Source organism: Lentzea sp. CC55, from assembly GCF_021056325.1.
Taxonomy (GTDB): Bacteria; Actinomycetota; Actinomycetes; order Mycobacteriales; family Pseudonocardiaceae; genus Lentzea; species Lentzea jiangxiensis.
Genome location: NZ_JAJCXE010000008.1, coordinates 81,799 through 95,057, shown reverse-complemented (window position 1 = coordinate 95,057; position 13,259 = coordinate 81,799). Strand labels below are relative to the sequence as shown.

Here is a 13,259-nt window from a genome sequence, read left to right as displayed (position 1 = left end):
GCCAGCCATCGGCCGAACGGGTCCGAACTAGTCCACGAACAGAGCATCGGACAGCTGAGAACGGCCGGAGACACCCAGCTTGCGGTAGATGCCGGACAGCACCCCCTCGACGGACTCCGCCGGCATGAGCAGCGTGGACGCGATCTCCCCGTCGGAACGGCCGCGTGCCGCCAGTTCGGCCACCCGGTGCTCCGTCGGGGTGAGCGCGGTCGGCCCGGTCTGGCGCATCCGCCGAGGTCCGGCGCTCGTCGCCACCAGTTCGGAGTACGCGCGGGCGGCCATCGCGGTGGAGCCGCACTTCTGGGCGAGGTCCAGCGCGTCGCGCAGGCAGGTTCGTGCGCCGGAGGTCTCGCCCTGCCGTCGCAGCACCACGCCGAGGTCCACCAACGCGCGCGCCAGCTCCAGGCGGGCGGGGGAGCCCCGGAGCACCCGCACGGCCTCTTCGAGCAGGCTGCGTCCGGCGGCACCCGCGGTCACCCGGCCGGCCGCGCGCAACGCCATGCCCAGCGCCCTGGGGGCGCCCCAGGCCCTGGCCAGGTCGACCTCCTCCTGGGCGAGCTCGCGGGCCCGTTCGCCGTCGCCCATCGCCGCGCACGCCACGGCGGCGCCCGAACGCCACGCCAGCGCAGCCGGGTTGCGGTACGGCCAGGCCGCGCAGTGCCGTTCGGCGGCCAGGAAGGCTTCCAGGGCCTCGTGGTCGTCACCCCGGGCGGTCAGCATGCGGCCGCGCACGGTCAGCACGCCGCCGAACGACCAGGTGCGCCGCGCCTCGTCCGTCGTGGCCTCCGCGATCACCTCGGCGGCCTCGTCCAGGCGGCCCTCCTCCAGCAGGATGTCGGCCAGCAGCGCGGCGTGCCAGGTCGCCACCGCGTGCCAGCGCCGGTCCTGGCGCAGGTGGCCGGCCGCCACGTCGAGGTCGGCGCGGGCGGAGACGAGATCTCCCTTGCGCCGCTGGACGTTCGCGCGCATCACGTTCGTCAGCGCGCGCAACGCCGGTGCCTGCGCGCGGTCGACCTCGTCGAGCACGGCGAGCGCTTCGTCCAGGGAGTCGGCGAGGTTCAGCGTCATCGCGGACGTGAGCGCGGACAGCACGTCCGAGGTCGACACGAGCGCGACCGCCCGCGCCGCGCCGATGTCCCCGACCATGACGTGGTGCAGCACGCCCGCCGGGGTGTCGAGCGGCACCGACGACGGCACGGCCTCCCGCCACACCAGTCCGTGCACGACCAGGTGCGCCGCGGCCCAGGGGGAACCGCCCGACAGCACCGGGAGGATCTCCGCCGGGGTGCCGTCGGCGTGCAGGGCGTAGGACAGGGCCACCGCCGAGTCCGCGTCGTCCACATCGGACCGGAAGGCCTCGCGCAGCCGGGCCGTGGCACCGGGCAGGTCGCCGACCAGCTCGGCGATCCCCAGCAGCCGCAACGCCCGGGACGGGTTCGCGACCGGTTCGCGCAGCGCCCGCCACAGCAGTCGTGCGGCGCCGGCGGTGTCACCCCTGGTCACCGCCTCCTGCGCGGCCCGGTCGAGCACCTCGCCCGCCCACGGTTCCAGGCCCGGCGCGGTCTCCAGCAGGTGCTCGGCCACGGCGCGGTCCGCCGCCCCGTGCTCCCGCAGGCACCGCGCCGCCCGCAGGTGCAGCTCCGCCCGCGCGCCGGCGGGCATGTCGTCGAGGACGGCGGGCCCGGTCAGGCCGAGCAGCTCGGCGGTCCGGACGGCGCCGGCCAGCTCGACCGGGCTCAACTCCGCGAGCTCGGCCAGCACGCCGGGGTGCGGGGACGGGCCGAGCACGGCGAGGCACTGCGCCGCGGTCACGACCGAGGCCGGTCGGCGGCGCAACCGGGCCGCCACGATCTCGCCGGACACCTCGGCACCGCGCTGGACGACCCGCCACGTGGCCTCGGCGGTCGGCGGCACCTCGTCCTCCGCCAGCGCGGTGAGCAGACGCGTCACCGCGAGCGGGTTGCCGCCGGTAGCGTCGAAGCAGGCCGTCACGAACTCGGGTGCCGCGGTTCCCAGGGCGTCCGAGACGAGACGGCCTGTCTCGTCCCGCGTCAGGTTGGTCAGCGTCACGCGCCGGCACGCGGCCATGATCTCGCCGTACGAGGGGTCGTCGCAGCGCTCGCCCAGCCCCACGGCCAGCACGACCGCGATCGGCAGCCGCCGCACCCTCAGCGCCAGGTAGGCGAGCCACCGCAGGGAAGCCGCGTCCGCCCAGTGGGCGTCGTCCACGACGACCAGCAGATCCCCCTGCCCGGCGAGAGCGGCGGCCAGCCGGTAGACGCCGTGCAGCACCGGGAAGTCTGCGGAGGTGGCGGTGAGGCTCAAGGCACCGATCGCCTCCGCGGGAACGAGGTCCGGGTCGACCAGGTCGAAGAGCTGGGCCACGACCCCGAACGGCAGGTCGCCCTCCAGCGCGCTGCCCCGCGCTCGCACGACCCGTCCGCCGGCGGACTCCCAGCGGGCGGCGAGGTCGTCCAGCACCGCCGTCTTGCCCGTGCCGGGAGCGCCTTCCACGACGGTCGTCGTGCCCGGCGTCACCTGACCGCTGATTCCGGCACACCAGGCTTTCAGCCGGTTTTCCAAGATCTCTCCACAATCCGCCGCTGAAAGATCAGCGGAAATGATGCTAGGAGAAAGTGCGCCACTTGACCGGGTAAAGGTTCTTCCGCCGCACGGCGTCTCAACAGGAGGGCTGCACGTATGATCCCGCGGGCAACTACCCGAATGGGTAGCGGCAGCCGGACGGCGGCGCGCGGCGGTCATCCCAACGGTCCAGAGGGAGCACTTCGGGGCTGGTCGGGGCGCCGGTCGCTGTGGTATTGCGACGCTTGTTCTCCGCCGCCGCGGAGCGAAAGGAAAAATGGTGTCCGGGAATCGTGACGGGGTGTTCCGCGGCCGTGAGGGAGAACGGGAGCTCCTGAACGGTGTGCTGGACGCGGGCACCGGTGTGGTGCTGGTCGACGGGGCCGCGGGCACCGGCAAGACTCGCCTGCTGGCCGAGGTCGCCGCCGTCGCCGCACGCCGCGGGTTCCACGTCGCGACGGCCCAGGACGAGCTCGACCAGCCGTTCCTCCTGGCACGCCTGGCGGAACGCGAACCGGACGGCCCGACGCTCGTCGTGCTCGACGACCTCCACCTGGCCGAGCCGGGCACCCTGGCCGCCCTGCGCGCGTTGCTGCCCGCCTCCGGCGACGCCAAGGTGGTGTGGCTGCTCGCGCGCCGCCGCGGTCAGGGCGCGGACCGCCTCTTCGCCGCCGCCGCGCAGCGCGGAGCCGTGCGGATCGACCTGCGGCCGTTGCCGGAGCAGGAGGTCGTGGAGCTCGTCACCGACCTCGCCGGCGGTGTGCCCGACCACGACCTGCGCGCCCTCGCGTCCACCGCCGGGGGGAACCCCGCCGCGCTGATCGGTCTCTTCGACGCGCTGGAGCGCGACGGCCAGCTGGAGCTCGACGCGGGCAACGCCTCCCTGCGCACCGACCGCCTGCCGCGGCGCACCGAGGCGTTGCTGGGCGACCTCGTCGGATCGCTCAGCGGCACGGCGAGGCACCTGCTGCAGGTCGCCTCGGTGCTCGGCCAGAGCTTCGAACCCGGTGACGTGGCGGAGATGCTGGCGTCGAGCACCGCGACCCTGCTGCCCGCACTGGACGAGGTCATCGGCGCGGGCGTCGTGATGTCGCTCGAGGACAGACTGGCGTTCCGGCACGAGATCCTCTGGCGGCTCGTCGCCGACTCCGTGCCGCCGCCCGTGCGCCGCGCGCTGCACCGCGAGGCGGGGGAGATGCTGCTGGCGCGCGGGGACTCCGCCGTCGTCGCGGCGAAGCACCTGCTGCACGGCGCCCAGCGCGGTGACGTGCGGTCGATCGACGGACTGGTCTCGGCGGCGAAAGCCCTGCTGTGGAACGCACCCGAGGCCGCGGCGGAGCTCGCCGTGCGGGCGCTGGAGCTCACCGACCAAGCGTCTGCTTCGCTGCTGCACCGCACGGTGATCGCGGTGCGCGCGCTGACCGCGGCCGGGAAGCTCGCGGCGGCGCAGGCGCTCGCGCAGGAGGCGCTGTCGCGCCAGGTCGCCCCGGACGCCGCGGCCAAGCTGCGGCACTGCGTCGCGACGACGACGCTGCTGACCGCCCGGCACGCCGAGTCCGTGGAGATCTCCGAGGCGTTGCTGCAGGAGCCCGACCTGCGCCCGGAACTCGTGGGGTGGGTGGAGATCACCAGGATGATGGCGCTGCTCGGCCACGACCGGCGCCGGGCGGAGGAGCTCGCCGAGTCCGTCGTGCGCACCCACCAGGGCTCGCCGGACGACGTGCTGGCCACGGCTCTCGCGGTGCTGGCGGCGATCGCGCGCGACGCGGGACAGCCCGGCGCCGCACTGGAACTGGCCCGCGAGGCCGCGCGGTCCGGTACGTCCCACGACCTGAGCGCCTACCCGCAGCTGCTGCTCGCGACCCTGCTCTCGGGGCTGCGCGAGTTCGCCGAGGCCGACAGCGTGGTGCGGCGGGTGCGCAGCGGACCGTCCGCCGTGGTCACCCGGCAGACCATGACCTCGGTCGTGCAGGCGCGGATCCTGTTGCAGGCAGGGCGGATCGAGGAGGCGTCGATCGAGGCGCGCGGCGCGCTGGCCGTGGCGCAGGAGACCGGGCACGAGACACTCGTGGCGCCCGCGCTGGCCGTGCTCGCGATGGTCGCCGTCCACACCGGCGACCTGCCGGCCGCGGTCGAGCACGTCGAGCGCTACCGCGGGCGGGCCGCGGTCGACGGGCTCGTGTTCTCCCGCGCCTACTACCAGTGGGCCGACGTGCTGGTCACCTACGTCGGATCCGGGCTGGACGAGGCGATGGCGCTGCTCACCGGGGAGTACCCGGGGCTCGTGGCGTCGGGGCTGTTCGCCGAGGAACCCCGTGCGGCCGGGTGGTTCGTGCGCCGTGCCCTGGAAGCGGGGGACGAGCGGCTCGCGCGGGCCGTGGTGGACCGGGTGGACCGCCTCGCCGGGGACCACCCGGCGGTCGCGGCGGCCGCGCTGCACGCGCGCGGCCTGGTCGACGGCGACGCGGAGCTGCTGGAGCTGGCCTCGCAGCAGCACCGCGACCTGTGGGCGCGGGCGAACGCGGCCGAGGACCTCGGCGTGCTGCTCGCGGGCGGGCCCGAGGACCGCGCGGAGTCGGTGAAGGCGCTGGAGAACGCGCTCGGGCTGTACCGGGAGATCGGCGCGTCCCGCGACAGCGCCCGCGTGCTGGGACGGCTGCGCAAGCTCGGCCGGCGTCGCAGGGCGGCACCGGCACGGCCCGCGTCCGGGTGGTCCGGGCTGGACGACACCGAACGGGCGATCGCGAACCTGGTGGCGAAGGGTCAGACGAACCGGCAGATCTCCACGCAGCTGTTCATGTCACCGCACACGGTGAACTTCCACCTGCGCAAGATCTTCCGCAAGCTCGGGATCAGCTCTCGCGTCGAGCTGGTGATGAGGTCGAGGGACCAGTAGTGGGCGTGGCCCGCTTGGCCTGCCGGCGCAGCTGCAGGATCCGGGCCGCTCCGACCACCGCGACCAGCACCGCGCCACCGATCGCGCCGAACAGCAGCGCCACCCCGAGGGGCAGGCTGAACTGGCCCCACAGGAAGTGGATCGTCGTGTTCCCGCCGTTCTGCAGGATGAACACCAGCAGGAAGATCAGCACGACGATCGCGACCAGCACCGCGATCCAGGTGCCGCTGGTCCGGGTCGGCCGCGGCTTCTTCGCCGCGGCCGCCGGGGCGGGATCAGGAGCGGGAGCGAGGGCGGCCGGCGGTGCGGCCGGGATCGGTTCCGTGACCGGCGTCTTCGGGGTCTCGTCGCTGGAGGTCGCCACGGGAGAATTATCGGCGACCCCGCCTGATGGCGCGCGTTGGCGAACGGGTGGCCTACAACCTCCGCAGGCCGGACAGCACGCGTTCGAGCAGCGCCATGTTCGGCTTGTCGCCCGGCTCGTGCACGGCGACCAGGTTCAGCGTGATCAGGTCGCTCAGCAGCACCCGCGTGACGCCCAGCGGGATCTTCATCAGCGCCGAGATCTCGGCGACCGACCGGGGCTGCAGGCACAGCCGCATCATCGCCGCCTGGTCGTTCGTCGCCCGGTGCAGCCGCTCCTCGTCGGTCGAGAGCAGCGTCTCCAGGCGCAGGTCGTGGCGGGCCGCCGTCCGGCCGCCGGTGCGGGCGTAGGGACGGATGAGCGAGCTGTCCCGCGCGGGGACGTGGGGTTCTTCTTCCTGCATCGGCCACTCCGGCGGCGGTTCCGGTGGGCGTTGGCGCAACGGTTGCTGAAGGGGCAGTTGTTGCGTCTCGGCGCCGTTGAAATTTCCACTGCTTTCGTCCGCGCGCAGCCGTCTGCGGGTGGCGGGAGACCCGAATCGGGCTCCCGTGTAACCGATTTCCGTCGCTCCCTCGTCGTGCACGTGCCCAAGCTATAACGAAGTCGCCCAAATGTATGTCGATCACGTTGTCTTTTTGTCACCCAGATCGAATCTGACCTGGATCGCGGTGCCCGACGACGTCGTTTGGGTGCGCACGAGGTCCGCCAAACGGTTGACAAGCAACAGACCGCGACCGCCTGGTTCGTTTGCGTGAACAGGAGTGCGTCCGGCCAGAACATCGGTGATGTGACCGTTGTCGTTGACTTGGCAAACAATACTTCTGCTTTCCGCCCACACGCGGACCGTGCTCTCGCCCCCGCCGTGCCGGACGCTGTTCGTCGCGAGCTCGGTGACCGCGAGCGCGAAGTCGTCGAGGCGCTCCGCTGCCAGACCGAGCTGCACGGCCTGCTCGCGCGCGAACGCCCGGACCGCCGCCATCGCCCCCGCCTCGGCCGAGGTGCTCACCGCGTCCGCCGGGATCTGCAGCGGCAGCGAGTGCGCCGCGACGACCACCCGTGCCGGGTGGAAGTGGTCGCTGGGGCGGTGGCCGCCCGCGTCGATCACGACCGGGTGCGTCTTCTCGGCGTCGGCCAGCACGTCGTGGCTGAGCGCCGAGGTGTCGTACGGGCACAGGATGCTGAGATCGCGGCCGCTGAACGCGTAGTTGACGAGCGCCTCGTGCAGCGCGCAGGCCGGGTACTCGACCTCGGTGCGCAGGTCCCACACGGGTTCGCTGATGATCCGGACTGCTCCGCGGTGCCGGTCGGCGAACGAGCGGAGGTCCGGGATGATCCGGCCGGGGTTGCGGCCCGTCTCGGCCAGGTCGATGAACGTGACGAGGTGGGCGAACCCGCTCAGCGCCTCCCTGAGCAGCTGGAGCTTCCTGCTGGGGACCGCCACCGCTACGGGCTCGGCGCCGGCGAGACCCTCCACGACGAACGGCACGGTTCCGTCGATGTAGGAGTCCTCGTCGGAGTAGAACAGCGCAGGATGTGCGAACGTCATGTGCCACCTCTCGTCAACATCCCAGGATGCGCTGCCCGGGCGTTGTTCAAACCCACCACTTCTTGACCCTCACACCGTGTCAGCCCCTACACAGGAGCAGTCATGTTCACCATCGGAGACTTCGCCCACTTGGGGCGCGTGTCGGTGCGGATGCTGCGCCACTACGACGCGGTCGGGTTGCTGCCGCCGGCGCACGTCGACCCGTCCAGCGGCTACCGCTTCTACACCGCCGCCCAGCTGCAACGGCTCAACCGCCTGGTCGCGCTGAAGGACCTCGGACTCACGCTCGACCAGGTCCGCGTGGTGCTCGACGACGAGCTGTCCGTCGAGCAGCTGCACGGCATGTTGTCGTTGCGGCGTGCCGAGCTCAGGCAGCAGATCCTCGCCGACGAGTCCCGGCTGCGCCGGGTCGAGGCACGTCTCCGCGCCATCGAGAGGGAAGGCGCCATGCCGACCGACGACATCGTTGTGAAACCCGTCCCCGCCGTCCGCGTCGCCCGGCTGACGGCGACCGCCGCGTCCTACGGGCCCGAAGACGTGGGCCCGGTGATCCAGCCGCTGTACCCGCAGCTCTTCGCACGGCTGGAGCGTGCCGGCGTCGAGTCGTCGGGCTGCGGGATCGCGACGTACGAACCCGCCGGGGGTGACGAGGTCGTCGTGCACGCCGGAGTCGAGGTGGCCGTCGAACCCTCGCCGCGCCACGACTTCGAGGTCGTGGACCTGCCGGCGCTGGCCGAGGCGGCCACCATCGTGCACCGGGGGCGGATGGACGACGTCGACACGTCCTACCAGGCCGTCGCGGCGTGGATCGAGGCGCACGGGTACAGGCAGAACGGGTTCGCCCGCGAGGTGTACCTGAACTACGGCGTGGGCGACCCGTCGGACTGGGTGACCGAGCTGCAGCTGGAGATCACCAAGCCGTGAGGGCGATGACGGCGGCCAGCCCGAGCAGGCCGACCGGCAGCGAGGCGACGACGGCGAGCCCGCCCACCAGGAGCGGGCCGCCCGCGTCGCCGAGCTCGCGGCCGACCTCGGCGCTGCCCATCGTCTGACCCGTCCGTTCCCGCGGGGCGGACCGGGCGAGCGCCGCGAACGCCGGTGGTGCCACGGCTCCCGAGCCCGCTCCGACGAGGACGGCCGCGACGAGCGTGCCGGTGAGCCCCGGGACCACCGCCGCCGCGACGAACCCCGCCGCCGCGGCCAGGAGGCCCGCTCGCGTGCCCGCGCGGGTCGAGACGCGGCCCGCGTCCAGGGCCTTGCCGATCCTCGGCTGCACCAGTGCCGCGGTGAGGGCGAGCAGGCTCACCGCGGCACCGGTGACGACCGGGCCGTGCTCGGCGGCCTTCACCGGGAGGAACCCGATCGCGGTGGCCAGTGCCGCCGTGGACGCGGCGAGTGCCGCGGTGGGTCTCAGGAAGTCGCTGCGGGACAGGCGCTTCACGAGGTCCCGGACGGTTTGCCGTTGGCGTGGAAGGGGTTCGAGCTTCGGAACCGCGAGGCACCACACGGCGACGACGGCGGCGAGCGCGGCCATCGTGAGGAACAACAGGTCGAAGTCGCCGAGGTGGATCAGCACGCCGCCCAGGAGCGGGCCGACTGCGTAGCCGATGCCCTTCCAGGCGCCGTAACGGCCGAAAGCCCTGCCACGCGCCGAATCCGGGGTCAGGCGGGCGACCGCGGCGCCGGCCGCGGGGGAGAACGCCGCCGCGGCCACGCCCTGGCCGAAGCGGGCCACGGCGACGTTGCCGACGAGCACGAACGCGCTGGACGCCACCGCGAACGCGAGCAGGCCGCCGATCAGCACCGGGCGGGGACCGACGCGGTCCGCGAGCGAGCCGAAGACCGGTTTGAGCACGACCTCGGCGCCGTCGTAGACCGCCAGCAGCAGGCCGAGCGCGAGCAGGTTCGTCTGCAGGAAACCCAGCCCGGAGGCGACGCTGTGGGCGCCGAACGCCGTGACGAACCCTGCCGCGCACAGCGGCAGGACGGTTCTCACACGTCGTCCCGGTGGATGCGGCGGTGCAGCGACTCCATCCGGTCGTCGAGCTGCGCCGCGATCATCGCCGTCGACATCAGCTCGCCCACGAAGTCCGCCGGCGGGTTGTCGTCGTACTTGTAGAACAGCTTGTGCTCGAGCGTGGCCCAGAAGTCCATCGCGATGGTGCGCAGCTGCACCTCGACCTTCACGTGCTCGACGCGGTTCGACAGGAACACCGGAATTCGCACGATCAGGTGAAGACTGCGGTAGCCGTTCGGCTTCGGCGAGGCGATGTAGTCCTTGGTGCGCAGGATCTCCACGTCGTGCTGCCGCGCCAGCATCTCCTTGACGCGGTAGACGTCCGAGACGAACGGGCAGATCACCCGCACGCCGGCGATGTCGTCGAGCCAGTCGCCGATGGAGTCGAGGTCGAGCGGGAAGCCCTTGCGCCGCAGCTTCTCCAGGATGCCCTCGGGCTTCTTCACCCGGTTGGTGATGTGCTCGATCGGGTCGTGCCGGTGGACCGAGTCGAACTCCTCGCTGAGGATGCGGAGCTTCGTCATCAGCTCCTCGATCGCGAACTTGTGGACGAGCAGCCGCCGCTCGAGGTCGCGCAGCAGGCTCAGGTCGTCGGCCAAGTCGGTCACGACACCAGGGTACTGATCAGGCGCGCCACGGCGCGGAGGCGGTCACGCGCGGCGGCACCGCGCTCAGAACTGGGCGACGGCCTCCGGCGCGTAGCCGTAGAAACCGGGAAGGCCACCCGTGTGCAGGAACACCACCGGCACCTCGCTCCGCGCCGCGATCTCCCGGAACTTCACCGCCGCCTTGCCCGTGTACACCGGATCGAGGACCACGCCCTCGGTCTCGGCGAACAGCTTCAGCACGCTCCACATCTCCGGCGTCGGCACGCCGTAACCAGGCCCGATGGTGTCGTCGGTGACGGTGACGCCGGCGAGCTCGGGAGCGGGCCCGCCGAGCAGCGCGGCGGCTTCGGCGGCGAGGGCGCGCAGCTCACGCTCCGCTTCCGCCGCCGGGTGCGAGACGCTCGCGGCGTGGACGGTGCCCGGCCAGCCGAGCAGTTCGGTGCCGAGCGCGAGACCCGCGGCCGTGGCGCCGCTGCCGTCCGGCACGACGACGGTGGCGGTGCCGATGCCGCGCTCGGTGAGCTGGCCGACGAGCTCGGCGGCGGCGTTGACGTAGCCGAGGGCGCCCAGGCCGTTCGAGCCGCCGACGGGGAGCGTGACGGCCCTGTCGTGGTTGACGCGCTCGTAGGCCTTCACTGTCTCGTCGGCGTCGGCGCAGACGTGGACGTTCGCGCCGAACATGTGGTCCAGCACGACGTTGCCGGACTTCTCGTACGCGTCGCCCTTCATCGGCACCTTGGCCGTGAGCACGAGCTCGCACCGCAGGCCGAGCTTCGCGCACGCCGCCGCGGTCTGCCGGCCGTGGTTGGTCTGCAGCGCGCCGAACGTGATGATCGTGTCCGCGCCCTGCTCGACCGCCTGACCCAGCAGGAACTCGAGCTTGCGCAGCTTGTTGCCGCCCGCGCCGAGGCCGTTGACGTCGTCGCGCTTGATCAGGACCCTGGGCGCGCCGAGGGCGGCCGCGAGCCTGGGGGCCTCGTCGAGCGGGGTCGGCCAGCTGCCCAGGGCGACTCGGGGGAACGCGCTCAGGTCCATGCCGCGAGCCTAATCGCCTCGCTCCCGGGCCGGGCGGGGGCGAGCCGCTCGACGGCGGCGACCCCCGGCATCAGACCTCCCGGCATCAGACCTCCCGGCCGAACTCGGCGTACCGCGGGGCACCGCTCTCCAGAGCGGCGAGGGCGAGGGTGAGCCGCCGGTGCAGCGACGGGTGGATCCGCGGCCGGGCCTCGTCCAGCGCCAGGTACACCACGCCCTCCAGTTCCGGGTCGCACGCCACGGCGTCGTCCACGACACCGCCGTCGAACACGAACTGGTGGCAGTCGCGCCACACGCCGTTGCGGGGCGTCCAGTCGACGACCAGCAGCGGCCCCAGCGCAAGGGTGAGGCCGAGCTCCTCGCGGATCTCGCGCAGGGCCGCCGCTCTCGGGGACTCGTCGTCCTCGGTCATGCCACCGGGGATGTCCAGCACGTTCTTGTAGCCCGGCACGACGAACAGCACGCGTCCCCGCGAGTCGCGGATCAGGGCGCCACCGGCGGACGTCTTCGCGGCGCGCCTCGACGCCACCCCCGGCTCGTGCTCGAGTTCGGCCGGGCCCTCGTCGAGGACGTCGGCGGCGAAGGTCGCGGGGTCGCCCGCGTGCTGAGCTGACACCCGCCGATGATCACACCACCGGGTGAATCGCGCGCGGGGCGGCCCCCGGTCGGCTGAAGGGCGCAACGGCACGGTCCGCAACCAAACGATCGGGGAGTACGCTTGGTGGTGTAACTCCGTGCGATCAATCGCCGATGTCCACGGCAACATCGGTGGAGGTGACGCCAATGGGGGCAACCGGTGCCGCCAAGCGCAGACGTGATGGTAGATCGGCCCCGTGGTCGGTGGTCGGGTTGACCGTCGTGTTCGTCGTGGTGGCCCAGGTCCAGTTCGCCATCGCGATCGCGGAGCGGGTCCTGTGGCCCGTCGTGCTCGGGGTGCTGCTGCTGGCCGCGGCGGTCGCGTTCGTGAAGACGGCGCGCAGGCTGCCCTGGGAGGACGACGACCGCTTCGAGGCGCCGCCCGAGGTGGCCCAGCCGCTTCCGGCGCACTACGAGAGCCACGTCGACGCGGACGGGAGCCTGGCCCGCGCGGTCGGCGAAGTCGTGCAGGCGTCACGGCGCTGGCGGGCCTGACAACCCTCACAGCAGCGGAGACCGGGCCCTGGGCGGGGTCCGGTCGTCCGGCTTCCTCCGGGAACCGGCGTGGCGTCTCCGTACCGCTCCCGCGAATCTCCGTACCGCTCCACGGATGTCCGCACCCCCTTCTCGCGGCTGGAATGTCGAAGTCACATTTCAGATCCGAGGGGGATTCAGATGCGGAAGTTCACCGCTCTGCTCGGCACCGCGTTCGCCGCGACCGCGATGGTCGCCGCGACCGGCCAGGTCGTTCCGGCCCAGGCCGCGCCGGTGTCCGTGCAGGCCGTGACCACGGTGCACGTCAAGGCCGTGAGTGAGATCGACTCGAACGAACCGAAGAGCGCGACCGCGACCTGCCCGGCGGGCATGGTCGTCACCGGGGGCGGGTTCAGCACGGCGACCGGCGTCGGCAACGACGGGTCGGTCGTCATGGACGAATTGCTCATGAGGGACACCTCCGTGAGCGGCACGGCCTACGAGGACGCCGACGGCACCTCGAAGAACTGGGGTGTCACGGTCTTCGCGGTGTGCGCGAACCCGTTGCCGGGCTACGAGATCAAGCTCGGCCGCAGCGCCGTCATCGGTTCGGAGCACGAGAAGACGGCGGTCGCGACCTGCTCGCCGGGCAAGTCCGTCATGGGTGGCGGCTTCGCGCTGACCGGCGCCACGGGCGACGTGGTGGTCGACGAGCTGCTGCCGGGCACGAGCACCGTCTCGACGAAGGCGTTCGAGGGCAAGAACGGCACCACGAAGAACTGGTTCCTCGACGCCTACGCGGTCTGCGCGTTCCAGCCGACCGGCTGGCAGATCGTGAACAAGGCGGGCCCGGTGCACTCGAGCGGCAAGATCACCACGCTGGAGTGCCCGGCGGGCAAGAAGGTGCTCGGTCCCATGTTCGACCTGACCGGATCGCTCGGCCAGGCGCACATGCTGTCCGTGCTGCCGCAGAACGTCCTGCGCGAGGAGGTCTCCATCGGCGCGCTGGAGGACGACGACGGCACCACGAACTCGTGGGGCCTGAACAACTGGCAGATCTGCGCTAACTGAGTGGTTTAGCCCAGAACCCCAAGGGTTCT

Annotated in this window: 12 protein-coding genes; 4 read left to right on the top strand and 8 right to left on the bottom strand. The window is 72.4% G+C overall.

The features are described from left to right. Nucleotides 1-27: 27 nt before the first annotated feature. Nucleotides 28-2,583: an AAA family ATPase gene (locus tag L6E10_RS05470; protein WP_236217392.1), complete on the bottom strand. Its 2,556-nt coding sequence runs from the start codon at nt 2,581-2,583 to the stop codon at nt 28-30. Between the two features lie 280 nt (nt 2,584-2,863). Between L6E10_RS05470 and L6E10_RS40680 the strand changes: the two genes are divergently transcribed. Further along, nucleotides 2,864-5,479, top strand: coding sequence for a LuxR family transcriptional regulator (locus L6E10_RS40680; protein WP_236217389.1), 2,616 nt, complete (start codon nt 2,864-2,866; stop codon nt 5,477-5,479). Here the strand turns inward: L6E10_RS40680 and L6E10_RS05460 are convergent. From L6E10_RS05460 to L6E10_RS05450, 3 genes are all read right to left on the bottom strand, one after another. Further along, nucleotides 5,436-5,843: a lipopolysaccharide assembly LapA domain-containing protein gene (locus tag L6E10_RS05460; protein ID WP_236217387.1), complete on the bottom strand. Its 408-nt coding sequence runs from the start codon at nt 5,841-5,843 to the stop codon at nt 5,436-5,438. The genes L6E10_RS40680 and L6E10_RS05460 overlap by 44 nt on opposite strands. Nucleotides 5,844-5,895: 52 nt before the next feature. After that, a complete protein-coding gene (locus L6E10_RS05455) occupies nt 5,896-6,246 on the bottom strand; it encodes a DUF742 domain-containing protein (RefSeq protein ID WP_090104702.1) in 351 nt (116 codons plus the stop codon). A gap of 219 nt (nt 6,247-6,465) precedes the next feature. Then, entirely contained in the window at nt 6,466-7,389 is a 924-nt protein-coding gene (locus L6E10_RS05450; RefSeq protein ID WP_236217385.1) for a sensor histidine kinase, read from the bottom strand. Between the two features lie 102 nt (nt 7,390-7,491). Between L6E10_RS05450 and L6E10_RS05445 the strand changes: the two genes are divergently transcribed. Further along, entirely contained in the window at nt 7,492-8,313 is an 822-nt protein-coding gene (locus tag L6E10_RS05445; RefSeq protein WP_236217383.1) for a MerR family transcriptional regulator, read from the top strand. On the opposite strand, the gene L6E10_RS05440 is transcribed toward L6E10_RS05445, so the two are convergent. The 4 genes from L6E10_RS05440 to L6E10_RS05425 form a co-directional block, all read right to left on the bottom strand. After that, on the bottom strand, nt 8,300-9,385 hold the full coding sequence (locus L6E10_RS05440) for an MFS transporter (RefSeq protein WP_236217381.1): 1,086 nt from the start codon (nt 9,383-9,385) through the stop codon (nt 8,300-8,302). The two genes, L6E10_RS05445 and L6E10_RS05440, sit on opposite strands and share 14 nt — an antisense overlap. Then, a complete protein-coding gene (locus L6E10_RS05435) occupies nt 9,382-10,014 on the bottom strand; it encodes a GTP pyrophosphokinase family protein (RefSeq protein ID WP_236217378.1) in 633 nt (210 codons plus the stop codon). Before L6E10_RS05435 ends, L6E10_RS05440 begins: the two co-directional genes overlap by 4 nt. 63 nt (nt 10,015-10,077) lie before the next feature. Continuing rightward, nucleotides 10,078-11,049 (bottom strand): D-cysteine desulfhydrase family protein, encoded by a 972-nt coding sequence (locus L6E10_RS05430; protein WP_236217377.1) that lies wholly within the window; start codon nt 11,047-11,049, stop codon nt 10,078-10,080. A gap of 85 nt (nt 11,050-11,134) precedes the next feature. Next, complete coding sequence (locus L6E10_RS05425; RefSeq protein WP_236217376.1) at nt 11,135-11,665, bottom strand: NUDIX hydrolase; 531 nt, start codon at nt 11,663-11,665, stop codon at nt 11,135-11,137. Between the two features lie 233 nt (nt 11,666-11,898). Between L6E10_RS05425 and L6E10_RS05420 the strand changes: the two genes are divergently transcribed. Beyond that, on the top strand, nt 11,899-12,180 hold the full coding sequence (locus L6E10_RS05420; protein ID WP_236217375.1) for a hypothetical protein: 282 nt from the start codon (nt 11,899-11,901) through the stop codon (nt 12,178-12,180). Nucleotides 12,181-12,360: 180 nt separating this feature from the next. Beyond that, on the top strand, nt 12,361-13,230 hold the full coding sequence (locus L6E10_RS05415) for a hypothetical protein (RefSeq protein ID WP_236217373.1): 870 nt from the start codon (nt 12,361-12,363) through the stop codon (nt 13,228-13,230). Nucleotides 13,231-13,259 lie beyond the last annotated feature (29 nt).

What these genes read in the sequence shown, in the direction of transcription:
- L6E10_RS05455 (WP_090104702.1), bottom strand. Translation starts at nt 6,246, where the DNA reads ATGCAGGAAGAAGAACCCCACGTCCCCGCGCGGGACAGCTCGCTCATC.
- L6E10_RS05415 (WP_236217373.1), top strand. Translation starts at nt 12,361, where the DNA reads ATGCGGAAGTTCACCGCTCTGCTCGGCACCGCGTTCGCCGCGACCGCG.
- L6E10_RS05445 (WP_236217383.1), top strand. Translation starts at nt 7,492, where the DNA reads ATGTTCACCATCGGAGACTTCGCCCACTTGGGGCGCGTGTCGGTGCGG.
- L6E10_RS05430 (WP_236217377.1), bottom strand. Translation starts at nt 11,049, where the DNA reads ATGGACCTGAGCGCGTTCCCCCGAGTCGCCCTGGGCAGCTGGCCGACC.
- L6E10_RS05450 (WP_236217385.1), bottom strand. Translation starts at nt 7,389, where the DNA reads ATGACGTTCGCACATCCTGCGCTGTTCTACTCCGACGAGGACTCCTAC.